Consider the following 25097-nt stretch of genomic DNA (forward strand, 5'->3'; position numbering starts at 1 on the left):
TCATTCCGGTTTTTTGGCCTGGTAAGCTTTCATAACATTCTCCAGTTTATTAAACCTGTCATCCCACATTTGGCGGAACGGTTCAATAAAATCAGCTACTTCTTTCATTTTTTTTGCATTACTGTGATAGTAAATTTCTCTGCCATTCTGTTTTTGTTCGAGCAACTCGCACTCGGTGAGTATTTGCAGGTGTTTTGAAACCGTGGGCCTGGCCGTATCAAAGTTTGCCGCTATGGCTCCTGCTGTCATGGCCTGCGATGCCACCAATAATAATATTGCCCTTCTTGTCGGGTCGGCTATTGCCTGAAATACATCTCGTCTTAAATTCATTGCGTAGCTATTTGACTACAAATATAAAATGTAGATACTTAACTACATAATTTTTTTTAAAAAAAGGTATAGATATTCAGAATAAAGCTCATGTCAAGATTAACAATACGTTAAATGCATATTATCAAATAACACAAAATCACACACATCCGATTTATGGATTAATTTTGAGTTGGTGGTGAATCATTTAATTACCCGAAGTATCAATGTTAAAGCAGATAGCAAAGTTTTTATCCTTTATAGCAGTATTTATTATTATTGCTATGCCTGCTTCAAGCATCTTCCGCGTTAAGCAGCAAAAATGCCCGCATCATGCTTCTTACACGCAACACGAAAAACCGCACCAGCACCTTGACCATTACCAGCCCGATCATAGCTGGACCTTAATAAAAAACAAGCATCTTTCTGCCCCCCCATTGCCGCTTAAAGTAAAAAACGCAGCTATTATCAGCCTGCTTTTCTTTTTTAGCCTGGTTTTTAAAAATTCACTTTCACGCTCAAACCATACAGCATTTACGCTATCAAAAAACAGCGTAAGCTTAATTATACCTAAATACCTTAGCCATAAGGTATTCCTTATCTGATCCTTTTCCGGGCTGTACCAGCCATTCTGATAAATAGTTTTTCTATTCACCTTACCGGTATCAATTTTAGTTGAGCCGACATTTCAGTTATCATGAATTTCGGAGAAGATCTGAGCCTGCAGGTTATGCTGGCTCACAAATCATATCATCAATTCTTATTAAAGTGTTTTAAAGACATTGATGTATACCAGCACTTACAGGTTATTATGTTGCTTAACCGCATTGGAGGCCGCTGTACACAAAAGGAGTTATGCACAAACCTGCAAGTAGAAAAATCGTACATGACGAGCATTATTGAGGCTTTGATCCAAAAAGGTTATGTTTTTAGCGATGTGAATTTTAAAGACAGGCGGAGCAAAATGATAAGCCTTACCACAAAGGCAGCAGAGCTGGCACAAACAGTTACCAGCCAAATGGAAATGTTTACAGAAAGCATGGGAGAGCACCTTACCTGGCAGGAAAAACATAACTGTATCCGAGCGCTAAAGCTGGTAAATGAGAATTTCAAAAACGCTACAGCAGAAGTTTCGCCAACGCTTAACAAAGTATATCATACTTAAGGTTTTGGTAATAAATACAATAGTTATTTGCCTTAAAACGCCACTTTTTTAGCAGATGGTTTACCCGGTAAACCATTACTAACACTCGCTTAAGAAACATATCATGGTATGATAATGGCGAAAAATCGTTTGCGGTTTTGGCTTCAAATACTTTTGTACCAAAATCAATATAGTGAAAAAAAATACTTTTTTAATACTAACCACCGCTTTCATTTTAAGCATGCAGTCGTTAGTTTTTGGGCAAACAACCGGAAAGATTTCGGGTAAGATCAGCGACAAAAAAACAGGCGAAGCGCTGATAGGTGCTACTGTACTTGTTCAGGAAAATAACAAGGGTGCCGCTACAAATGTTAACGGCGAATATAATTTATCGTTACCGGCAGGTACCTATACCCTTTTAGTTAAATATGTAGGATATCAAAATAAGCAGATATCAGGCATACAGGTTAGCGCTGCTAAAACCACCACACTCGATGTAATTTTAGAAGATGCATCATCTAAAAGCCTGAAAGAAGTTGTTATTAAATCAACCTTCGGGCAAGAATCGGTTAACTCGCTTTACGCGCAACAAAAAAACAATGCTGCTGTATCTGATGGTATTACATCGGAAACGATAAAACGCTCACCTGATAAAAGCGCGTCCGAAGTTTTGCGCAGGGTTAGCGGTGCAACCATCCAGGATAACAAATTTGTTGTTGTACGCGGTTTGAGCGATCGTTACAATAATGCAATGTTGGATGGCACATCATTGCCAAGCACGGAGCCCAACCGCAAAGCATTTTCATTTGATATCGTTCCGGCCAACCTGATCGATAATATCATCATCAATAAAACAGCTACGCCTAATTTGCCGGGTGATTTTGCAGGCGGTACCGTACAGATCGTTACAAAGGATATTCCGGACCAAAACTTTATTAGTGTAAATGTTGGCTTAGGCTACAATACAAATACCACTTTTAAAGATTTTAAAAGCGGTTACAGAAACTTATCTGACTATTTTGGTTTTGACGATGGCTCACGCAAGTTACCTTCAAACTTCCCCTCCCTAAACAGAATCCAAAGCGGTGCTGTGAACAGAGAGCAGGGTACCTCAGCCTTAAGCTCATTAAACCCTAATTTTAATGTGTATAATTTTACTTCATTGCCTAATCAAAGTTACCAGGTATCATTGGGCCGGGTAAAGGATATTGGTAAAAACGGAAACCGCTTAGGCGCAATATTCGCCCTAACTTACCGTAACTCACAGCAAACTATAACAGATGCCAAGATCGACTTTAACGCTTACCAGTTTACCGATTCTAAATACAAGTTTTCAACCAGCGTTGGCGGCTTAGCTAACTTTGCATATAGCTATGGCAAAAACCGCATTACTTTAAAAAATATTTACAACCGTACTTTTGATGATCAGTACTTATACCGTACAGGCTTTAACGAAAGTACCGGAAATTATAACCGGTTTACCGCTTTTGATCTCACAGAAAAATCGCTTTACAAAGGTACCCTGCAAGGCGACCATGGTTTTGGCGGTAACTCAAAGTTAACCTGGGTTGGTAGTTACAGCAATATCACCAATACGCAGCCCGATCAGCGTAAAGCAAATTATGCATTAAAGCTGAACGACCCTAACGGCTACTCTGCAGATATATTTTCGCTGGGAAAGCAGAACGCAAGACTATTTGCAGATCTAAACGAGAATATATACACAGCACAGATTGACTACAGCACTCCGGTTAACTTTTTTAAACAAAAATCAACTTTTAAGGCAGGGGTATTATCACAATATCGTGATCGCGAATATTCACCAAGGTTTTTAGGCCCTGTTTTAGGGACTTCAACAGACCCGGCAGCTTTACAGATATCTTACTTACCGCTAAACCGCATATTTAGCCGAAATACCATTAACCAGGGTTTTTATACTTTGGCAGATCAAACATTACCTGCCGATCCTTACACAGCCAAGGTTTATACAAACTCGGGTTATGCCATGCTTGATAACAAGTTTGGAGAGAAGGCCAGGTTGGTATGGGGCCTTCGTGTAGAAAAATTCAACTTGCGACTGGTTGATAAAGATATATTTATTAACGATGCTTTACTTGATGATCTTAATTTTCTGCCTTCAGCAAATTTCACGTATGCTGTAACTCCAAAAGCTAATTTCAGGTTATCGTACTCGCGTACAGTTGCCAGGCCCGAATTAAGGGAGCTATCAGAAGGATCATATTACGATTATGAGCTTTTAGCAAATGTTCGTGGTAACCATAACCTGCAAAGCACGCAGATACACAATGTAGATGTTCGTTATGAGTTTTACCCGGGTTCGGGGCAGATCATGTCTGTATCAGGATTTTATAAAAACTTTAAAAATGCCATTGAGCGAACAAACGATGATAAGTTATCAACTACCGACATTGTTTACTTTAATACTGCCGAAGCTAATACCTATGGTGTAGAGTTTGAATTGCGTAAAACACTCGATTTTATTTCGGGTGGTTTAAAGAACACAACAGTTTACACCAACCTTGCATTAATAAACTCAACGGTTAGTGATCCAAACTTAAATAACTTACCCGGAGGCTCAAGGCCTATGGTGGGGCAGGCACCTTATGTAATTAACGCCGGATTACTACAAACCGCATATAATAATAAACTGACTATCAATGCCCTGTATAACCGTGTTGGCCCACGTATATTCTCGGCCCAGGGGACACAGTATCCGTCTATTTACGAAGCTTCCAGAGATGTATTGGATGTACAGCTGGGGTTACGTGTACAGAAAAACAAAGGTGAGTTTAAATTAAATGCCAGCGATCTGCTGAACCAAAACACTTCCTTTTATTATAAAGATGATATAAGCACCTACCATTTAGATACAGGCGGTGCCATCATCAACAGGTACAAAACAGGTACAAGCTTTACGCTATCCTATTCTTATACATTTTAATATTTAGTATACATAAAAATCAATCAATAAAAAGTTCAAACCAATTTCTTTTAAAAAACGACAATTCAACATGAAAAAGCATTCATTAATTGTACTATTCTTAGCGACATTATTTTTCGCGGCATGTACTAAAAACAACAACCCGGATGATAGTACAACCGTGCCATCAAACACTGTAGAGATCAGCGGCGATATCTCTGCCAACACTACCTGGACATCAGACAAGATCTATTTATTAAAAGGTTTTGTTTACGTAACCAACGGTGCAACTTTAACCATTAATGCCGGTACAATTATTAAAGGTGATAAACCTACAAAAGGTACATTAGTAGTTACAAGGGGTGCAAAAATTATGGCTGTTGGTACTGCAACCAACCCAATTGTATTTACATCTAACGTAGCTGCAGGTGGCCGTTCAGCCGGCGACTGGGGTGGTATTATCCTTTTGGGTAAAGCTCCGGTTAATCCAAGTACAGTTCCAAACATCGAAGGTGGTTTAGTGCCAACCGGTGGTGGTGATGTTGCTAAATACATCCAATATGGTGGTACTGATGCTGCTGATAACTCAGGTACATTATCTTATGTACGTATTGAGTACGCGGGTATCCCTTTTTCACCGGATAACGAGATCAATGGCTTAACCATGGGTGGTGTTGGTTCAGGTACTACTTTAGATTATATCGAAGTTTACCGCTCAGGCGATGACGCTTACGAATGGTTTGGTGGTACAGTTAACGCTAAACACTTATTAGCTATTGGTACTACAGATGATGACTTTGATACCGATTTTGGTTATTCAGGTAAAGTTCAGTTTGGTTTAGCGCAACGTGCACAGGTGGTTGCCGATTTTTCGGGATCAAATGGTTTCGAGTCTGATAATGATGCAACTGGTTCAAACAACTTACCACAAACCAAAGCTGTTTTCTCTAACATGACCATTGTTGGCCCTATATTAACAGTAACAGCTTCTGGTGGTAGCTTATCTAATTTAAACGCTAACTTCCAGCATGCTGCTCAAATACGCCGCAACTCTTCTATCAGCATATTTAATTCATTGTTTACCAATTATTTTGAAGGTATTTATATTGACGAAGGTACCGTTGTTACCGCAGGCGCTACTACTACAAATTACACAAACGGTAGCCTTGCTTTTTCTGATAATATTATTTACAACTGTAATGCAAAAGGCAACGAAGTAAAAGGCCAAAGCAAAGCCACTTTTGAAACTACTATGCGCGCAGCAAATACTTTTGACGCTACAAAATCGGTATCAGACTTGTTAACAGATGCATTGAGATACGGTACTGATTTTAAAAACGCTTTAGTTAATGGTGCTGCTAATCCTTTATTTGGTACACCAAACTTTACTTTAAAAGCAGGTTCGGTAGCTTTAACAGGTGCTGCTTTTACTAACACTAAGTTTACTGCAGATACATTTTTTGATAAAGTTGCTTATAAAGGCGCTTTCGGTACAACAGACTGGTCTGCAGGCTGGGCTGTTTATGATCCGCAAAACTTGCCTTACACTACTCCTGGCGTAGTAAAATAATAAGCTATTGCAAACAATTAAAAGGCACTTCAAATACATTGAAGTGCCTTTTTAATGAAACATCTATCTATGGATTTTAACGAAATAAAGATCACCGAAACCGACAATGAACTATCCAACTTCGCGAGGGCTATTGCCATCCCGATAAGGGTATCTATCATCAGGGCAATTTTATTGAATGGCCCCTGGGTTAGCCCCGATGTTTTTGTGAACCTTGGCCTGAACCCCGTAACAAGAGAAAGGCATTTAAAATCGATGGTTTTTTCGGGCATAGTTAAAGAAAAGCACCATAACCGGAAAACCTATTACAGTATTGATGAGCAAGGATTTTTTAAGCTGGTAAATGAGTTTGACGACCTTTTCTCTTATTTTAAAACACATTGGGTTAAGCCCGAATAATACCCCTTCCAATTCTTAATTACATCGGGCCGGATAAATCTGCTATATATCTCATTCACCCCGGTACAGGATGGTTAGTTTTAATTTAAAAACTATTTTAGCCAACTGTAAACCAAACACCACATGTTAACCCCAATCAGGTCAGTTGCAAAGGCCGGCGTTGCCTGCTTAATGCTATTTTATCCTTTCTGTTTTGTTATAGCGCAGCAAATACCTATATCACGCAACCTGGTAATACCCGAAGCCAGCATTACTGCCAATAGCGTAACCTTACTTTGGGATAAGCCGGATAACTACGAAAACATAATTGGTTATCAAATTTTTAAAGACGGTGTATTGGTTGGAAAATCAGCAAAAACCAATTATACAGTACAAAACCTGCCTGCAGGAAAAACATATACCTTCACTGTGAAGGCTGAAGATAAGGCCGGTAAATTATCTAAAACAGGCAATAAAGTTGTTTGCAAAACCAAGCCCGAAGGAAAAACCTTTAACATATTAGATTTTGGTGCCAAAGGCGATGGCGAAACCAAAAATACAACTGCCATACAAAAAGCCATTAACGCCTGTACCCCCGGCGGAACGGTATATATACCAAACGGTACATTTTTAAGCGGAGCAATATATTTAAAAAGTAACATGACATTATATATTGCCGAAGGCGGTACACTAAAAGGCAGTACCGATACACTGGATTACCTGCCTCTGCAGCTTAACCGCTTTGAAGGCTGGGAACTAAAAACCTATGCCAGCTTCATTACCGCAGGCACGCTCGACCGTTCAGGCAAATACAATGTTGAAAATTTAAGTATCCAGGGTAAAGGTACCATAAGTGGCGGCGGACTTAAGTTTCGCGATATTATGCTGAAGGCCCGTGGCAAACGCGGCCGCGGAAGACTGATATGTATTATGAACGGCAATAATATAGATGTACAGGGCTTAAATATCGAACAATCGCCATGCTGGAATATCCATTACATTTATTCGGCCAATGTTACACTGCACGACCTTAACATTACAAGCTATGGTGCCAATGCTGATGGAATAGATCCTGATTCATCAACAGATTCGTATATATTTAACTGTACAATTGCTACCGATGATGACTGCATTGCCATAAAATCGGGCAAAAATCCGGAAGGAAATATTGTAAATAAACCTACGGAACGGGTACGCATTACTGATTGCACGTTTACACGTGGGGCGGCACTGGCTATCGGCAGCGAAATGTCGGGCGGGGTAAGTGATGTTTTTATACAGGATTGTAAGATCGGCAACCTGAAGAATGGGTTCCAGGTAAAAACAACTAAAGACCGTGGCGGCTATGTGAAAAATATTGTGATGCGCGATTGCTCGATTTTAAAGATCACGATGGTAACTAATGTTAACTACAATAACGATGGTGCGGCCGCGCCCGAGTTGGCCTGGTTTAAAGATATAGAACTTTCTAATTTAGATATGAGCAACGCAAAATCAGGTGAAACCCTTATTGATATTAACGGTTTCCCGGATGAGCAGCACTACACACTCAATGTTTTATTGAAAGATATCAGGCTACCTCAAGGCGCCAAAATCAATGTTAAAAACTGCGATGGTGTAAGTTTTAATAATGTGCTTTGTGCTGATAATGCAAAGCCTGTTTATAACATCACAGAATCTAAAGCTGTAAAAAACGAGTAGTTTTTTACTCGCCGGTTTCAGGCACGTTTTCTTGTGGTTCACTTTGGTCTTGCAGTTGCTGGTACAGGTTACCCATAGCCTGGGCAGGTGATTCGCCCTCCACTTTTATGTTTGTTTGGGTTATCTTATCGGTTATCTGGCTGTTTACCGGTGATGGATCTGGCATGGCTTAAAATTATAGCAGTTATAAATAGTAAATATAAGCTATTTTGTAAATAACCTCTGTAAATTTAAACCGAGGGTATAAACATAGCATCCCACGCAAACACCCAAAAATGATTCTAAAAACGAGAAGGAAATGAGCATTAACGTTATGATGTTTACTACAATGCTGATGTCAAAATAAACAAACACCAGCAATAACAATATAACAGTAAAACCCATGCGTGCGGCAAAGCGCTTTGGTGCCTGGTCGGTAGGTTTGTTTTTGATGTCGAGTTGTTTTACAATAATACCCGCTATAAATGCCAGTGGGCTATATTTCTGAAGATTAAATGCGCGTAAAAAGAAATCGGCCAGTAATACAATAATAATCACTTTGCTGTTGGTAAACCAAAAAGTAATGGCGAGTATCCATACCAATAAAGCGATAAGGCGGATCTTATTTTCGTTAACAGGTACCAGGTCAACCGGGCATTCTAATTCAACACTCATTTAGCTGATTATTATCTCCTCAAAGATACCTAAGATAAATTTGCCCTATTTATAATAGCTATCATATAACCGTAAATATTTTGACCGTATAAATGCCCTTGTTTGCCGAGATTTTGACCGTGTTTACCAAAAATGGGTAGGGTGGTATACGGGGTTGCTATAGTTTTACATCACAATTAAACAACAACAACCATGTACACTAATCCTTATATGACATTTCCGGGCATCACTGCCGAAGAAATGGTTTTTTTACAACAATGCACCACAGGCCTTGATGAAAAACAATTACATAACTTTTATAGCCTGTACTCCGCAAAAAGGCGGAACTCACAGGATGTATTGCTGATGTGCCTTTTAGGTTTCTTTGGCTTTGCTGGTGTGCACCGTATGATGCTGGGCCAGGTTGGTATGGGTATCGTTTACTTTTTCACCGCAGGTTTCTGCTTTATTGGTACAGTGGTAGACCTGATAAACATTAAAGCATTGACAGACGAGTACAACCAAAAAATGGCTTTCGAAACCATTCAGATCATTAAGATGGGTTTTGGTAGCTACTAAGTGAGTTCACTTTGTTCGCGCAACCCGGCAAAACGATTGATCAGCATCGCGGCGGCTGTGTCGCCGGTGGCGTTTAGCAAGGTAGCAACCGGGTCTATCAACGTACCAATGATAATAGCAGGTGGCAATGCCTCGGGTGGAAAACCGTAAGCGGATATAAAAAGTAATTCGCCTACGTAACCGCCATTGGGGATGCCACCTTCAACAATGCTTACAAGCACTGTCATCCCAAGGGCGAGCAGTATAACTTCGGGGCTGTTAAAGCTTTTGCCAAACATGGCAAATACCACGGCCATTTTTAATATGGATGAGATGCTTGAACCATCTTTATGCAATGTCCCGCCAAGGGGAATGGTAATGTTTGCGATAACCGCGGATATACCCATTCCCTTTGAAGCTTCCAGGTTAGCGGGTATGGTAGCAATACTGCTGCAGGTACCTACCGCGGTAGCCGATGGAATAATGTTATTTTGCCAGTAACGTTTTATACCGTTAAAGCCTCCCGCTAAAAATGCGTATAAACTGTAAAATACAGCATAATAAAACAAGCTCACGCCATAGCCAACAGCCATTATATGCCCGTAAGTACCAAACAGCGATGGCCCGAATACGGCCACCTGGTAAGCAAAGTACGCGCCTAAACCAAGCGGCCCCATTTTCATGATGATAACAAATACACTTTTAAAGACCTCGTTGCCCGATTTTAAAAATTGAGCGAAAGCGTGCCCGTTTTCGCCGGCCTGCAAAATTCCAAAACCTGTTAATATGGCGAAGATGATCATGGCGAGCATATTCTTACGCGAGAGTAGCTGGAAGAACTCGCCTGTAGTAAACATTTGAGTTATGGAGTCGCCTGAAAAACTTTCGTGTGCTGCAGAGGTAGTGCTTGTAACCGTAGTAGCCACCTGGTGCACCGGGAACAGCCATATCGCCGCAATGGTAAATAATGCGGCCATCAGCACCGTTCCTAAAAACACTACTGACATGATGCCCATAATACGGCTCAGTTTTTGGCCGGTTCCAACACTGGCTATCGCCGATGAAATAGCGAAAAATACCAATGGGATAACAGCCACAAAAAGCAGGTTTAAAAAAATATCGCCAATGGGTTTTAACAGTTCGGCCTTTTTGCCGAGGAGCATACCTGCAATACAGCCAATAATAATACCGCCTATCAGCCATATCATCCCGGTATAGTTTTTTATCCAGTTGCTCATGTATACAATTATACGAGATAATTGATAAACTGTGGCAGTGTACTATCCAACATTAAAATAAACCTTAACGGTAACGTAATGTTGTTGATGTAAATGGAGAAGGAATGTAAATTTTACGCGGGTACAAGCGGCCTGGCTTTACCGGTAGCTAACAAGGCGGCGTACCCGCCGGAGTTCAGAGATAAACCGAGGTTGTCATACTATGCCTCGTTGTTCAATAGTATCGAGATCAATAGCTCGTTCTATAAAATACCAATGGCTGCTACGGTTAGTAAATGGGTTGATTTAGTGCCTGATGATTTCCGGTTTACCTACAAACTGTGGCAGGGTGTTACACACGAAAAAGGCTTGATATTTGACGCGAAGGATGTATGGCGGTTTATGAAGGTAATAAACGAAGCAGGTGATAAAAAGGGTTGTTTACTGGTTCAATTCCCTCCGGGGGTAAGGGTTGATAGTATAGCGCAATTGGAGCGTCTTTTAAGCTGCATCCGCGAAAGCGATAATAGCGTGGAGTGGAAAATAGCTGTAGAGTTCAGACACAGGTCATGGTACTTGGATAGGACTTATCAATTGCTGCAGCAATTGAATATGAGTATGGTGATTCACGATCTTCCACCATCTGCCGCACCAATGGAAACATTGGATATGGATTTTGTTTATGTACGTTTCCACGGACCGGATGGCGGTTACCGCGGCACATATACCGACGGCTTTTTATATGAGTATGCAGGGTATATCCGCGAATGGCTGGATGATGGGAAAACCGTTTATGCCTATTTTAATAATACCATTGGCGATGCGGTAAAAAATCTGGCAACACTAAATGCTTATGTTAAGTCAGTTTAATATTTCGCAAACCCTCCCGGGGATGTATTTGTTAAAATATTAACACATTAACCTATTAAATATCATGGCAAAGTACGGAGAAAAAGCACAGGAAAAAGTGGAGGAAACCATGCACGAAATGAAAAAGGGAACGCTCAAAAGCGGCAGTGGCAAAAAGGCAACTTCCAAAAAGCAGGCTATAGCCATTGGCTTATCCGAAGCGCGGAAAGAGGGCGGCAAAGTGCCTGAGAAGAAATCGTAAAACAAAAAAACAGTCCCGAAACAGAAGTTAGTTTCGGGACTGTTTGATATTACTTTAGCAGGCACAAATTTAAACGCCCACGAATCCATGCAATAACGTTTACCGGTTGGGGCCGGGCCATCATCAAACACGTGGCCTAAATGTAAGCCTGTGCTACGCTCTACAACTTCCTCGCGCACTTCGCCAAACGAATAATCTTTCACTATCATGATATCCTTTTGGTTAATTGGCTGGTAAAAACTTGGCCAACCTGTTCCCGAGTCAAACTTAGTATCCGAACTAAACAATGGCTTGCCCGTAGCGGCGCTCACGTAGGTGCCTTTTTTGTGGTTATCCCAATACGGATTTTTAAAGGGTGGCTCGGTACCTTTTTCTACCATGATGTAATAAGCATCGGGCGAAAGCACAGTTTTCCAATAACTGTTAGGTTTGGCTGCCGGGAATGTCTTAACATCTTCTGAACTGCCTGGTTTAACTTTGCCCGGCGTTTGGCTGCAGGTATTCAGCGAAAGCAGTAATAATAATATAACTGATAATTTTAGTGTTTTCATAATGAGCTTAGTCGCTTATATATTAATAACATTACAAGGCATCTTTTTATTTTTCGAACACCAAAACAAACCCTCCGTTTGGCTTAACTTTTACCTGAGTATGTTTATCCGCTTTTAGCATTGCTTGCGCGAAGGTAAGTGGTTCTACCCCATCAGTAATTAGTTTTCCTTCCGGATATCCTTGTAGGAAGGACAGGTCCAGATCGAGCATTTTATCAACGGCTTCACCATTAATACCCGCAATATACCATTTATTACCCGAGCGGCGAGCCAGTACGGCAAGTTTACCGGGATAACCATCAATAAAACGGATGTCATCCCAATAGTTGGGCAACTGTTTTAAAAAGCCTTGCACATACGATGGTACATGGCTCATGCCTTCAGGTGTTTCGGCCAGGTGCTGTATACCCGATTGAAAAATAACAGGCAATGCCAATTCAAAAGCACTGGTGGTGCGGCGTATCATTTTAGGCACCTTGTATAAAGCCATTGGCGTATAATCCATCGGATCGAATACATTACGGGTAAACGGAATAGTAGTGCAATGTGTAGGTTGTTCATCCATGTTAGCCTGCTCAAAAGTGGCAAACTCCATCCCTTTAATAGCTTCCATAGTTACCAGGTTGGGGTATGTACGTTCCAACCCGCGAGGCAAGGTAGTGCCATGGAAGTTAACCAACAAGCCATAATCTTTAGCATCATTTAAAATACCTAAATAGTATTGCATCATAGATTGCCCATCGCCACCAAAAAAATCAATTTTTACACCTTTAATGCCCATGCCTTTTAAAATCCCAAATTCTTTAACCCGGCTCTCATGGGTTAGCATTTTGTCTTTGGGGGTTTGGGGTGTTTCATTCCAGCTACCGGCCGAGTTATACCACAGTAATAAACCTACATTTTTAGTTTTAGCGTAGTCGGCAAGTTCCTTTATCTTATCATAACCTATTTGTGTATCCCAAAGGGCATCAATCAAACAATACTGCCAGTGCATATCGGCAGCATAATCAATAAATTGCTTTTGTACAGGATATGTGGTTTTACTATCCTTAAGCAACACCCAACTCCATGAAGCTTTTCCCGGCTTTATCATATTAGCATCTATTTTTATAGCCTTTGCTGCTACATCTGTACCAAGGGTTGATTCGGTAATGGTTTTTAATGAGCCTATTGTGATAATGCGCCAGGGAGTGTACCATGGTAATTTGGACTCCGGCCCTGATACGCCGCCGGTATAAACCTCGCGGGGATCGGCAAGTGCGGTTTGGTATTCGCCATCCGGCGATTCTGCTTTGAGATGGGTACCGCAATAATTACCAGCTGTTGGGAAAGTTTCGGTTAGCAGTACCCAGTTATTACCTGTTTTAAAAAGTGCAGGATATATCCAGCCAGCTTTTATTGGCGATGATGTACCTGCAATGATCTCTTTTTGATAATACTCCTCGTAAGATGGGTTTGCTTTTGCCCAACCTGTTTTGGCCTCGGCCATAGGCTGCAGCCAGCATTTGGTATCTGTACTAAAATGGTATGATGTAAGTTCGGCCGTGATTTTTTTCACATCGGTTGATGTACCGGGAAAATAATAACGGAAGGCCACCCCATCATTTGATACCTGGAAAATGATATCCATCAGTTTACCATCCGGGTTTTTGAAATGGAAAATACGCTTGCTAGCTTTGTAAGTGTTGTTATGACGTTTTATGGTTGATAGCTGATAAAAGTCGGTTATTAATGATACCGGAGACGCTGAAAGCAAGATCAAATCTTTTGAGAAATCGCCGTCTTCCCGCACGATGCCAAGTTTTGAAGATTGGAGTGCTTTTTGCCCATCGCGGGTAATAGCGTAGCATATGCTTTGCGGAGTAACCTCCAGAACAACAGTTAAATGCGCATTCGGGCTATGGATATCATATTTATTATCTGAACACATGGCATTGAAAACCATTGTTGTTAAACATAACAGTAGGGTTGATAAAGTTCTCATTATAAATTCAGGCTTTGGTAATGTAATAATAGTATATATCTGGGGAATATTATAGCACTTGTTTTATATCATACTGTTTCCCGTTCAAAACAAACCTGTCACCGGCTTTACTGCCGGTAAGTTTTACACCTATCGGCGATGCGGACGATACAACAAAATAGGTTTCATTATTAATTACAACCGAACCCGCACTAACAGCAAGGTAAAATAAACCATTGCCGGTAATAACAATACTGCCCAGCCCGGCAACAGCCGAAGTACCTGATGCCGGGATGCGGTTAAGTGTGGCCATTTGCTTATTAGCCTCGTTCAGCAAACCTGTATTGCGGTCGGTTTCCTGCTGGGCCATGGCCCGGCCTGTTTCATATTTATCGCCCGCGCTGCTTTTGGTTTCGCCGTTCGCCGCTTCCTGCGCATCCTGAATGGTATAGCTTATCGAATCTATCCGGCTTTGCAGGTAAGTAAAACAATGTTGGTATAAAGCCGCTTTCAGATCGTTCATGTACAATATTTTTATTGGTTATATGGATATTGAGGTGCACCATAGTACATCCAAATTAAACCGCTGCAAACTATCACATTAAAAAATGAAAAATGCACAAATGTTGCTCAAAGCGAAAATATAGGAGAAATATAATTTTTTAAGTGGTATGCTATTAACATTTAAAAAAGAGCAGGGTATGTTTAATGATATATTAATAAAACCCCAATTATTGTTTGTTTTCAAGCATTTAACGGCAATTAGCTATACAAAAAGCATGACACTACAGGATGGCACATCAAAGTTTTTATTATAAGTTCGTAGCTACAATTATTAACCTTCTATAAATAGCAGGAACAAAAAAGCACAAAAAGTGTACGCTTAACATTTAATTATCATTTCTTATTAAGAAATGGTTAATTAACTGGGAAGATTACGCATTTTACAATTGCAACATAACCAGGCGCAGATTAAACTATTAATAAAAATAAAAAAGCGGCTTTACACCGCGTATTGAGATTACTATTACTACCACCAATTAAACTAAATGAGACCCAAAAGATGAAAAAACTCTACTTCTTCATTTTCATGATTGTTATGGCCTTATCGCAAACCAATGCGGTGAATGCCAAAGCCTACAAATTAGTTACCGGGAAGGTATACGGCGCACCCGTTGCGCAAACCATTACCTTCCCTGCGTTTACTGCCGCGCAAACCGCAGGCTTTGCCGATATTACTTTAACGGCAACAGCAAGTTCGGCCTTGCCCATAACTTATACCAGTAGTAATACAGCGGTAGCTACCATAGTTGCCGGTAAAATACACTATATAGGTATAGGCAGTGCCGTTATTACCGCCACACAACCAGGCGATAATGTAAACTGGCTGCCCGCTACCAGCGTTAGCCTGCCGCTTACCGTAAACCCAACCATCACTTTTGCCAACTTAGGCAATGTTGCTTTTACACCAACAGATATTACACTTGCTGCTACAAGTAACGCAGCTGTTGGAACATGGCCTATTACCTACACCACCAGCGATGCAACAATAGCAACCATTGTTGCTGGTAAACTGCATTGCGTTGGTTTAGGTACAGTTACTATTACTGCGGCTCAACAAGGATCGGTTTATCCGGGTGTTGCTTACACTACAACTACAAAAACGGCAACAGTAACGCTTACCTTGGGTGCTGCACCGGTTATTACCTGGACAGGATCAGCCGGTACAGCATTGCAATCTGCCGACCTGGTTTTGGGTGGTACCAGTACCAATACCAATACGGCTCAGTTCCCTATTATATATACAATAACGCCAGCCAACCCTAATGTGGCTACTATTGTAAACAACCGCCTGCACATGACGGGTACAGGTACAGTTACTATTATAGCAACGCAACCAGGCAGTGGTAAATTTACTGATGCCGCGCCGGCCAGCGCTAATTTTGTTATAACCGCACCTGCCGCACCAACATTTAGTACTGCTTTAGGTGGTAAAGTCTTTGGCACTACGTTAGATTTTGACCCCGCTGCCACACAAGGCGGATGGGCATCAACCATTACCTATACCAGCAGCAACCCTGCATTGGCTACTATTGTTAATAATAAAATACACCTGGTATCTGGCCCTATTACAGCGGGTACGGTTACCATAGGCGCTTCATACACCTATCCTGTAGGTACCGGCGGAACTGCATCAACAGCGGTAACCAATAATACCACACTTGCCGCAACTGTAGCTACAGCACCAACAAGCCCGGTACTCACTTTTACTGCATTAGGTTCAAAAGCATACACTACTATTGATATCCCATTAGTAGCAACTACTACCAGTACATCGGCAACGCCAATTACATTTGCTATAACAGGTGGTAATACAGCACTTGCTACCATAGTTAACGGCAACCTGCGCCTTTTACCAATCGCGGCAGTGCCTGTGGCGCCAAACAACACAGTAATAGTTACCGCAAGCCAGGGCGGCAGTGCCTACATAGCAGGAGCTATCCCGGCACCGGTATCACAAACATTAACGCTTACTGCACCTACCATTGCTATAACAAATCCAGGTACTAAACTGACCAATGCGTCTGATTTTGCTGTTGCAACTACAGCAACAATTCCAACTGTGCCCGTAACTGTTACCATTGATGCTGCTACCCCTGCGGGTTTAGCCACAATAATAAATGGTAATGTGCACTTACTTGGAGGTACAGGCAACGTAACATTACGTGCATCACAGTCTGCCGCGGCAATTGCCGCGGGATACCCTCCGGCAGCAGATGTAACCGCTGTGTTTGCGGTAAATGCACCTACTAACCCTGTAATTACTTTTGCAGCCTTGGCGCCAAGGCCATATGCAAATGGTACTACAACGCTTACAGCAACTTCTACTGTTGCCTCCCCTGCTGTTACTTTTACAAGCAGTAACCCGGCTGTTGCTACTATAACATCGGCAGGTGTTTTAACCCTCACCGGTGCAGTTGCCCCTCCTAACAACTTTACCATTATTACCGCATCGCAAGGTGGTGGTACGGGCGGAGCACCTGGCCTGGCGGCTGATGTACAAAACGTATTGACAGTTACCCCTGCTACAATCACCTTCCCTACAATCGGAACAAAAGCATATGTTGCTTCGGATTTTGCTCCTGGTGCTACAAGTACCAATACAGCAGCATTTATTTACTATACCAGCAGTAACCCTGCTGTTGCTACAGTGGTTAACAATGTAACCGGTACATTAACCGGTGGTACGGGTTATACCAATGGCACGTATAATAACATCGCATTAGTTGGTGGCTCAGGTACCGGTGCTGTAGCTTCTACTTTGGTAGTGGCGGGCGGCATTGTAACATCTGTAACTATTAACACAACTACAGTTTATAATAACGGCGATATTTTAACATTGGCTGTACCCGGCTCAATAGGTGGTGGTAACAACTTCTCGTTTTTAGTTACCGGCTTTAACAGTGTTGTACGTTATAATAAAAACGTACCGGCTGCACCAAATAACACCACAACAATTACAGCCTCGCAAGGTGGTGGTGTAAATGGCACGCTTACTTTAGCGCCTGATGTATCGCAGGTATTAACTGTTACAGGCCCTGTTATTACTTTCCCGCCGTTAGGCACAAAGCAATTTACCAGCACAGATATTAACCCCGGTGCCACAACAACTTACGTAAGTACTAACAGCATCACTTCTACTACTTTAGTAGCAGGCTCCGGGTATACACCGGGTACTTATTTTTCGGTGCCATTAACCGGTGGAACAGGTACAGGTGCCACAGCAAATATTACCGTTGTTGGAACAATTGTTACTTCAGTAGTATTGGTTAATCCTGGTATAGGTTACACAGTTAACAATGTTTTAACAGCCTCTAATACTTTAATAGGCGGAACCGGAAACGGATTCTCTGTTATTGTTAGCGGTATTAGCGCGGGCTTGCCAATAACTTACACCAGCAGCAACACTGCTGTTGCTACAATTGTTAATGGTTTTATACATTTTGTAGGTACGGCTCCCGGTAATAATACAACTGTTATCACAGCTTCGGTGGTACCACCGGCGGGTGTTAACTTAACGGGTTATGCTTTACCGGCCCCTGTACCACAAACGTTAACAGTTATCTCACCTACCATTACTTTCAACGCGCTTGGATCAAGAACATTCTCAACTACAGATGTTAACCCGGGTGCTACAAGTTCATTAACCAATACTGTTATTAACTATACCAGCAGCAACACTGCTGTTGCTACCATAAATAATGCAGGCGCTTCGGCAGGTACATTTACCCGGGGCTCTGATTATACCCCGGGAACTTATACTAACGTACCGCTTACCGGTGGTACCGGCACAGGCGCTACGGGTACCATTATAGTTGGCCCTATTAGCTCACGCACCCAAACAACGGCTGGGGTAACATCAGTAACGTTTGTATATGGCGTTCAGTCTGTTAACTTAAACAGCGCGGGCTCAGGTTATAGCGTGGGTGATGTTTTAACCTGTCCTAATACCAGCATAGGTGGAACAGGTACAGGTTTTGGTGTAACCGTTTCAGGTATTGGCTCATATCTTCATTACGTAGGCGTGGGTACAACAAACATTACCGCGTCGCAAGGTGGCGGCGCTACAGGTACTGTTAGCTTACCTGCTGATGTAACACAATCATTAACTGTAGTTGCACCAACGCTAACTTTCCCTGCGTTGGGTTCACAAAAATTACCTGTCGCAGATTTTGCCGCAGGTGCAACAAGTACACTTAATACACCTATAAGCTACACAAGCAGTACTGCTGCAGTAGCAACTGTTTTAACAAACAGCATATTACAACTTTCAAATATTTCATTTAATGGTTCGGGCTATCAAAACGGGGTTTATCCTTTAGTTCCGTTAACAGGGGGCAGCGGAACCGGTGCATTAGCAACATTAACTGTAATTGGTAATGCTGTTACAGGTGCTGTTATTACAAGCGGCGGTACAGGCTATGTAGTTGGTGATAACCTAAGTGTTTCAAATAGCTTCCTTGGAAATACAGGCTTAGGCTTCGCAATTTCGCCAAGTGTTGTTGGAGGTGCTGTAACCGTTACAGGCTCAGGCACTACAACTATAAAAGCTACCCAGGGCGGTGGTGCTACGGGCTTAAGCAGTGGCATCATTAGCTTTATTTTAGCTAACGGCACAGGCTACACCAATGGTTTATATACATCCGTTGCGCTATCAGGCGGCTCGGGAACAGGAGCTACTGCTAACATATTAGTATCAGGTGGTAAGATCAACACTGTGTCATTAACAAATGCCGGTACAGGTTACAAAGCAACAGATGTGCTTACCTGCGCTGCTACAAGCATTGGTGGTACAGGTGCGGGCTTTAACATAACAGTTACGGCTATTGGCCCAATTGCTGCCGATGTTTCACAAACTTTAACCATATTGCCAAATACCATTAGTTTCCCTGCCTTAGGAACAAAAATATTAACCAATGTTGATTTTACACCTAATGCTATAAGTACTTATGGTAACGCTGCTATAACTTATACCAGCAGCAACCCTGCAGTAGCAACAATAGTGAATGGAAATATACACTACATTGCGGCAGGCACTACAAATATTACCGCATCGCAAGGTGGCGGCGCTACAGGTACTAATGGAAGTGTGGCTGGGTTTAATACCGCAGCGGGCACTAATTATACAAATGGCACCTACACAGGAGTACCTTTAACAGCCGGAACAGGAACCGGGGCAGTAGCAACTATTATAGTAAGTGGTGGTAAAATCGCATCGGTAGCTATCACATCCGGTGGAAATGGTTACACAGTTAATGATATTTTAACTACTGCTGCCGCTAATATAGGCAATACAGGCACTGGGTTTTCTATAACGGTTACATCTACCAGCTCATTACCTGCCGATGCGGTAAGTGCATTAACCGTTGCATCTCCGGTAATTACCTTTACGGGATTATTCGGAACTAAAACAACCTTAAGCAGTGATTTTGCCCCTGGTGCTACCAGCACTATTGCAAGCCCTGCCATAGCTTACACCAGCAGCAATACAGCTGTAGCCACAATTATCCCTGGTAGTATTTTTTCTACGGGTACAATTACGCCTGGTGTAAACTATATTTCGGGTACTTACAATAATGTGAGCTTAACCGGCGGTACAGGTACCGGCGCAAAAGCAAACATCGTTATTATTGGCGGTGGCGTATCATCATTAACATTGGTTACCGGTGGTACAGGCTATGTAAGCGGCGATGTCATATCGGCAACACCTGCAAGTTTAGGCGGTGTTGGTACAGGCTTTAGCTTTACCGCTACCGCTGGCCCGGTAATACACCCGGTTGGTGCGGGCACAACAACTATTGAAGCTACACAGCAAGGTAGCGCAGTTGGTACTGTGGCAGCAGCTACTGCTACTCTCCCTGCTGACGTTACAGCATCATTAACACTAACTACCCCTGCAATTAACTTCCCTGCATTAGGAACTAAAGCATACTCAAATGTAGATATACTTCCTGGCGCAAGCAGCCCTGTTACTACTACTCCAATAGTTTATACCAGCAGCAATACAGCTGTTGCCACAATTGTAAGTACACTTACTTTAAACTCAACCTTTAATATCGGCTCGGGTTATACCAATGGCACCTATAATAATGTTACCTTATTAGGCGGCAGTGGGCTTAACGGAGCTGCAACTATAGTTGTTGCTAACGGCTCAGTCGCATCAGTAAGAGTTACCAGTAACGGAACAGGCGGAGCCTACAATGCAGGCGATGTTTTAACCGTGGCAAGCAGTGCGCTAGGCGGTACAGGTACCGGCTTCTCGATAGGTGTTAACGGATTTGACAACTTTATTCATTTTGTTGCTGCAGGTACAACTACCATTAAAGCATCGCAAGGTGGCGGGGCAACGGGTACAAACAGCCTTCCGGCAGATGTATCGCAGGTATTAACGGTAACCGCCCCGACTATTACATTCCCTGCCTTAGGTTCGGTTGCATACAGCAATATTGATATTGCACCAGGTGCTACCAGCAGTGTAACTTTGCCTATTACTTATACCAGCGCAACACCAACAGTTGCCGTAATAACATCAGCAGGGCAAATACGCATGCTTAAAGCAGGTACAAGCATTATTACCGCATCGCAAGGTGGCGGTACTACGGGTACAGCTACAATACCTGCCGATGTATCTCAAGTATTAACTGTAACCGGCGGACCTGCCATCACTTTTGCAGCATTAGGTTCAAAACCATTATCATCTGCTGATTTTGCACCAGGCGCAACAAGCACTGTTACCACAACACCAATTACTTACACCAGTAGTAATACAGCTGTTGCTACAATTGTTGGCGGTAACATACATTATGTAGGTTTAGGTACATCAACAATTACCGCATCACAAGGTGGTGGTGTTTCAGGTACAGCTACATTACCTCCGGATCAAACCCAGGTATTAACGGTTACCGCACCGGTAATAACCTTTACTACTACTCAATTACCTGCAACCAAGGCAATACAAAGTGTAGATTTAGCACCGGGGGCTACAAGTACTGTTACCACTGTGCCAATTACTTATACCAGCAGCGATCCAACCATTGCCACAATTGTTAATGGCAATATCCATTTTGTTGGTGGTATTGGCAGCACTGTTATCAGGGCTACACAACAGGGTACCGCGGCTACATCTGCATTAGCTCCGGCAACGGCAACACTACCTGCCGATGTACAGTTAACCTTAACTGTAACCGCACCGGTAATTACATTTACAACAACACAATTACCTGCAACTTTACCATTTGCAACACTCGATCGTTTACCTGGTGCAACAAGTACACTATCAAACGTTGCTATTACTTATACCAGCAGCGACCCTAACGTTGCTACTATAGTGAACGGTAATATTCACTTTGTTGGCTTAGGCTCAACAACCATTACCGCATCACAACAAACAACAGCACTTGCAGCAGGCTACTTAGCCCCTGCGGATGTATCATTACAATTGGCGGTTACCGCACCAACGCTTACCATGACAGCTTTGGGATCGAAAGCATTTACCTCTACCGATCTGCCATTGCTGAACACTGTTACCGGTACGGTTAATCAAAGCGCACCAATAACCTTTACCAGTAGCGACCCTACCGTTGCCACTATTGTGAACAACCAATTGCGTTATGTAGGTATTGGCAACTGTGTTATCACCGCAACACAAGCGGCGGTACCGGGTGCCGGTGCTCCGGCTGTTGCCACTTCTACATTAACTGTTACACCTGCAGTGTTAACGGTTGCACCTGCAATTGGTACAACACTTATAAACGCGGTTGATGTTCAATTGGCTTATACCAGTACCATCTCAACATCAACATTCCCTGTAACCTATACCAGCAGCGACCCAACAGTAGCAACTGTTGTGGGTGGTTTATTGCATGTTGTGGGTGCAGGCACAGCTGTTATAACCGGTAATCAGGTAACAAATACAAATTATCAGCCATTACCTACGCTAAGTACATTAACCGTAACACAGGTACCGGTAGCCAATACACCAACTATCAGCTTCACAGCTTTAGGTACCCGTCAATACAGTAACAATGGTGATATTACACCTGTTGCATCATCAACGCTGGGTACGGCATTAACCTTTACCAGCAGTAACCCTGCGGTTGCCACTATAGTAAATGGCCTTATCCACTTAACTCCGCCAAGTATAGTTAATGGTGTGGTAACTTATCCAAACCCTAACACTGCGGTAATTACCGCAAGCCAGGGTGGCGGCATCAATGGCGTTCCGGGCTTATTACCTGCAGACGTATCAACTGTATTAACAGTTGTACCTGCCGGTATCAGCTTCCCTCCACTTGGTGTTCAAAGGTTCAACACTACCGACCTTAACCCAGGTGCAACAAGTTCATATATTATTATCAATTCTAATAACATAGTGCAACCAATAACTTATACCAGCAGTGATCCGACGGTAGCCACCATCGTTAACGGAAATATCCATTTCGTTGGCTTGGGTACAACTACCATTACCGCTTCTATGGGTAACGTTATTGTTCCGGATGTTAGTCAAACCATAACAGTTGTTGCCCCGGCAATTACGTTTGCGGCCACAGCTTCAAAAGCTTATTCAACTACAGATGTGGCACCAGGTGCTACAAGTACGTTAGCTACTGCCCCTATTACCTACACCAGCAGTAACCCGAGCGTGGCTACTATTGTTAATGGCAACATTCACTTTACAGGTGTTGGACAAACTACTATAACCGCATCACAAGCTGCAGTAGGTAACTCAACCGCTCCGCTAAATGCAGCGCAGGTATTAACCGTTACTGCCCCAACACTAACATTTGCTGCAACCCGTACAATAGCCTTTACGTTAACAGATCAGGACCCGGCAGCTACAAGTACCCTGCTTACAACACCTATTACTTATACCAGCAGTAACCCGGCTTTGGTAAGCATAGTGAACAACAAGTTACACTTTAATATTCCTACATCTAACTTAACCAACAATACTGCTATTATTACAGCAACACAGGTTGGCGAGTCGAATGTTCCGGTTCAAACGGCTTTACAAACGTTAACTGTTACTCAAGCTTTAATATTCCCTAATGTGATGATAAAAGCTTATGGCGATCCTGACTTTGCACCGGCTTTCTCAACATTCGGATCAGGCTATCCGGTTACTTACAGTAGTGCAACAACCACAGTTGCTACAACCGTAACATCCAATGGTATACCTAACTCATTGGTACACATAGTTGGGCCTGGTACCAGTGTTATTACTGCATCGCAAGCAGGCGATGGTAATACTGCTGCTGCAACTAACGCAACTGCAACGCTAACTGTAACACAAGCGCCTATGACCATTACACCTAAAAATGTAACCATAGCATATGGTACTACCGGCGTACCGGTATTGCCTGTAAACTACTTCGGCTTCAAGAGCGCATCGGGCAATGCACCGTTAGATGACAGTACCAAGTTTACAACCCAACCTACCGTATATATTGTAGGCCGGGCCTTTAATGGCAACTACTCAACCTTACCTGTGGGTACCTATACTTTATTTGCTGCAGGTGCGGCATCAACTCTGTACACATTTACTTATGGTACAGCTACATTAACAGTAGTTGCACCGGTACAAACATTAACCTGGGTAGGTAATGACCAATTACCGGTAGCACAACAAGCACCGATAAACAAGGCTGTTGGCGATGCTGACTTTGATCCGTTAGCGCGTAGCACAGGCGATCCGATAGTATACACCAGTTTAAACCCATCGGTGGCTACAGTTACTGCAAACGGTTTGATTCATATTGTTGGTGCAGGTACAGCAACAATTAGAGCTACCTTAAACACGTCATCGGGTAACTATGTTAACTCTTTAACATTGCCTAACAACTTGCCTATTGTATTAACTAAAACGTTAATTGTTGCAAAAGGCAAACAAACCATAACTGTTGCCACTATACCTTTCCTTATCAGAGGCAGCACTAACGCCTATACACCAACGGCTTCGTCATCATCAGGCCTGGCTGTTAAGGCAAGCGTGGTTGACGCGTCATTCCTAAGTGTGGTTAACAATACCTTATTACCATTGCATGTTGGTACCACCAAGGTATCATTCACCCAGGCCGGCGATGCAAATTACGCTGCCGCGGATACTGTAAATGTGTATGTAAAAGTTATTGACCCTGCCGGTGCAGATCTGCTTGTTCACCAGGCGGTATCTCCTGATGGTGATAACATTAACGATTTCTTATACATTGAAGGTATAACCGACTACCCTGTGAACCATGTTAAAATTATCGACCGTAATGGTGGTAATGTTTTTGAAACTGATAACTATGATAACAAAACCAATGTATTTACCGGAAAAGCCAAAAACGGAAACAAACTTCCGGGAGGTACATATTTCTTCATCGTTGATTACAATGTCGGAAATCAGAGGAATCATGTAACCGGTTATTTTGTGTTAAAATATTAATCAATTTTTAATGAACCCATGTGGTACAAAAACC

16 protein-coding genes are annotated in these 25097 nt (G+C 42.4%); 9 read left to right on the forward strand and 7 right to left on the reverse strand.

What is annotated here, in order from left to right; all coding sequences use genetic code 11:
* Positions 1-330, reverse strand: coding sequence for an ArsR/SmtB family transcription factor (locus KXQ82_RS15080; RefSeq protein WP_219489271.1), 330 nt, complete (start codon positions 328-330; stop codon positions 1-3).
* Between the two features lie 206 nt (positions 331-536).
* On the opposite strand from KXQ82_RS15080, the gene KXQ82_RS15085 reads away from it, so the two are divergent.
* From KXQ82_RS15085 to KXQ82_RS15110, 6 genes are all read left to right on the forward strand, one after another.
* A complete protein-coding gene (locus KXQ82_RS15085; protein WP_219489273.1) occupies positions 537-914 on the forward strand; it encodes a hypothetical protein in 378 nt (125 codons plus the stop codon).
* Positions 915-1006: 92 nt separating this feature from the next.
* Entirely contained in the window at positions 1007-1474 is a 468-nt protein-coding gene (locus tag KXQ82_RS15090; RefSeq protein WP_219489275.1) for a MarR family winged helix-turn-helix transcriptional regulator, read from the forward strand.
* Positions 1475-1646: 172 nt separating this feature from the next.
* Complete coding sequence (locus KXQ82_RS15095) at positions 1647-4415, forward strand: TonB-dependent receptor (protein ID WP_369412468.1); 2769 nt, start codon at positions 1647-1649, stop codon at positions 4413-4415.
* Positions 4416-4485: 70 nt separating this feature from the next.
* Positions 4486-5964, forward strand: a complete 1479-nt coding sequence (locus KXQ82_RS15100) for a beta-helix domain-containing protein (protein ID WP_219489276.1) — start codon at positions 4486-4488, stop codon at positions 5962-5964.
* A 54-nt stretch (positions 5965-6018) separates the two neighbouring features.
* On the forward strand, positions 6019-6363 hold the full coding sequence (locus tag KXQ82_RS15105) for an ArsR/SmtB family transcription factor (protein WP_219489277.1): 345 nt from the start codon (positions 6019-6021) through the stop codon (positions 6361-6363).
* Between the two features lie 123 nt (positions 6364-6486).
* The gene (locus KXQ82_RS15110) at positions 6487-8043 is read left to right on the forward strand and encodes a glycosyl hydrolase family 28 protein (RefSeq protein WP_219489278.1); all 1557 of its coding nucleotides are present in this window, start codon (positions 6487-6489) and stop codon (positions 8041-8043) included.
* Positions 8044-8047: 4 nt separating this feature from the next.
* On the opposite strand, the gene KXQ82_RS15115 is transcribed toward KXQ82_RS15110, so the two are convergent.
* Both KXQ82_RS15115 and KXQ82_RS15120 read right to left on the reverse strand, forming a co-directional pair.
* Complete coding sequence (locus KXQ82_RS15115) at positions 8048-8209, reverse strand: RebB family R body protein (protein WP_219489279.1); 162 nt, start codon at positions 8207-8209, stop codon at positions 8048-8050.
* Between the two features lie 38 nt (positions 8210-8247).
* Positions 8248-8697 (reverse strand): DUF4395 domain-containing protein, encoded by a 450-nt coding sequence (locus tag KXQ82_RS15120; RefSeq protein ID WP_219489280.1) that lies wholly within the window; start codon positions 8695-8697, stop codon positions 8248-8250.
* Between the two features lie 192 nt (positions 8698-8889).
* Between KXQ82_RS15120 and KXQ82_RS15125 the strand changes: the two genes are divergently transcribed.
* Positions 8890-9255, forward strand: coding sequence for a TM2 domain-containing protein (locus KXQ82_RS15125; RefSeq protein WP_219489281.1), 366 nt, complete (start codon positions 8890-8892; stop codon positions 9253-9255).
* Here the strand turns inward: KXQ82_RS15125 and KXQ82_RS15130 are convergent.
* Positions 9252-10472, reverse strand: a complete 1221-nt coding sequence (locus tag KXQ82_RS15130) for a dicarboxylate/amino acid:cation symporter (protein ID WP_219489282.1) — start codon at positions 10470-10472, stop codon at positions 9252-9254. The two genes, KXQ82_RS15125 and KXQ82_RS15130, sit on opposite strands and share 4 nt — an antisense overlap.
* A gap of 93 nt (positions 10473-10565) precedes the next feature.
* Here KXQ82_RS15130 and KXQ82_RS15135 point away from each other — a divergent pair, with 93 nt between their 5' ends.
* A complete protein-coding gene (locus tag KXQ82_RS15135; protein ID WP_219489283.1) occupies positions 10566-11321 on the forward strand; it encodes a DUF72 domain-containing protein in 756 nt (251 codons plus the stop codon).
* Positions 11322-11360: 39 nt separating this feature from the next.
* Here the strand turns inward: KXQ82_RS15135 and msrB are convergent, their stop codons facing one another.
* The 3 genes from msrB to KXQ82_RS15155 form a co-directional block, all read right to left on the reverse strand.
* Positions 11361-12113, reverse strand: a complete 753-nt coding sequence (gene msrB / locus KXQ82_RS20015; protein ID WP_439650952.1) for a peptide-methionine (R)-S-oxide reductase MsrB — start codon at positions 12111-12113, stop codon at positions 11361-11363.
* A gap of 46 nt (positions 12114-12159) precedes the next feature.
* The gene (locus tag KXQ82_RS15150) at positions 12160-14058 is read right to left on the reverse strand and encodes a glycoside hydrolase family 97 protein (protein ID WP_219489284.1); all 1899 of its coding nucleotides are present in this window, start codon (positions 14056-14058) and stop codon (positions 12160-12162) included.
* An 88-nt stretch (positions 14059-14146) separates the two neighbouring features.
* Positions 14147-14599, reverse strand: a complete 453-nt coding sequence (locus tag KXQ82_RS15155) for a 3-oxoacyl-ACP synthase (RefSeq protein ID WP_219489285.1) — start codon at positions 14597-14599, stop codon at positions 14147-14149.
* A gap of 540 nt (positions 14600-15139) precedes the next feature.
* On the opposite strand from KXQ82_RS15155, the gene KXQ82_RS15160 reads away from it, so the two are divergent.
* Positions 15140-25063, forward strand: a complete 9924-nt coding sequence (locus KXQ82_RS15160) for a beta strand repeat-containing protein (protein ID WP_219489286.1) — start codon at positions 15140-15142, stop codon at positions 25061-25063.
* Positions 25064-25097: the final 34 nt, after the last annotated feature.

It is taken from the genome of Mucilaginibacter rivuli, assembly GCF_019391655.1.
Lineage (GTDB): Bacteria > Bacteroidota > Bacteroidia > Sphingobacteriales > Sphingobacteriaceae > Mucilaginibacter > Mucilaginibacter rivuli.

Coding starts and splice junctions, on each gene's coding strand:
- KXQ82_RS15115 (WP_219489279.1), bottom strand. CDS start 8,209: ATGCCAGATCCATCACCGGTAAACAGCCAGATAACCGATAAGATAACC.
- KXQ82_RS15135 (WP_219489283.1), top strand. CDS start 10,566: ATGGAGAAGGAATGTAAATTTTACGCGGGTACAAGCGGCCTGGCTTTA.
- KXQ82_RS15130 (WP_219489282.1), bottom strand. CDS start 10,472: ATGAGCAACTGGATAAAAAACTATACCGGGATGATATGGCTGATAGGC.
- KXQ82_RS15150 (WP_219489284.1), bottom strand. CDS start 14,058: ATGGTTTTCAATGCCATGTGTTCAGATAATAAATATGATATCCATAGC.
- KXQ82_RS15090 (WP_219489275.1), top strand. CDS start 1,007: ATGAATTTCGGAGAAGATCTGAGCCTGCAGGTTATGCTGGCTCACAAA.
- KXQ82_RS15085 (WP_219489273.1), top strand. CDS start 537: ATGTTAAAGCAGATAGCAAAGTTTTTATCCTTTATAGCAGTATTTATT.
- KXQ82_RS15160 (WP_219489286.1), top strand. CDS start 15,140: ATGAAAAAACTCTACTTCTTCATTTTCATGATTGTTATGGCCTTATCG.
- msrB (WP_439650952.1), bottom strand. CDS start 12,113: ATGAAAACACTAAAATTATCAGTTATATTATTATTACTGCTTTCGCTG.
- KXQ82_RS15105 (WP_219489277.1), top strand. CDS start 6,019: ATGAAACATCTATCTATGGATTTTAACGAAATAAAGATCACCGAAACC.
- KXQ82_RS15110 (WP_219489278.1), top strand. CDS start 6,487: ATGTTAACCCCAATCAGGTCAGTTGCAAAGGCCGGCGTTGCCTGCTTA.
- KXQ82_RS15155 (WP_219489285.1), bottom strand. CDS start 14,599: ATGAACGATCTGAAAGCGGCTTTATACCAACATTGTTTTACTTACCTG.
- KXQ82_RS15080 (WP_219489271.1), bottom strand. CDS start 330: ATGAATTTAAGACGAGATGTATTTCAGGCAATAGCCGACCCGACAAGA.
- KXQ82_RS15125 (WP_219489281.1), top strand. CDS start 8,890: ATGTACACTAATCCTTATATGACATTTCCGGGCATCACTGCCGAAGAA.
- KXQ82_RS15120 (WP_219489280.1), bottom strand. CDS start 8,697: ATGAGTGTTGAATTAGAATGCCCGGTTGACCTGGTACCTGTTAACGAA.
- KXQ82_RS15100 (WP_219489276.1), top strand. CDS start 4,486: ATGAAAAAGCATTCATTAATTGTACTATTCTTAGCGACATTATTTTTC.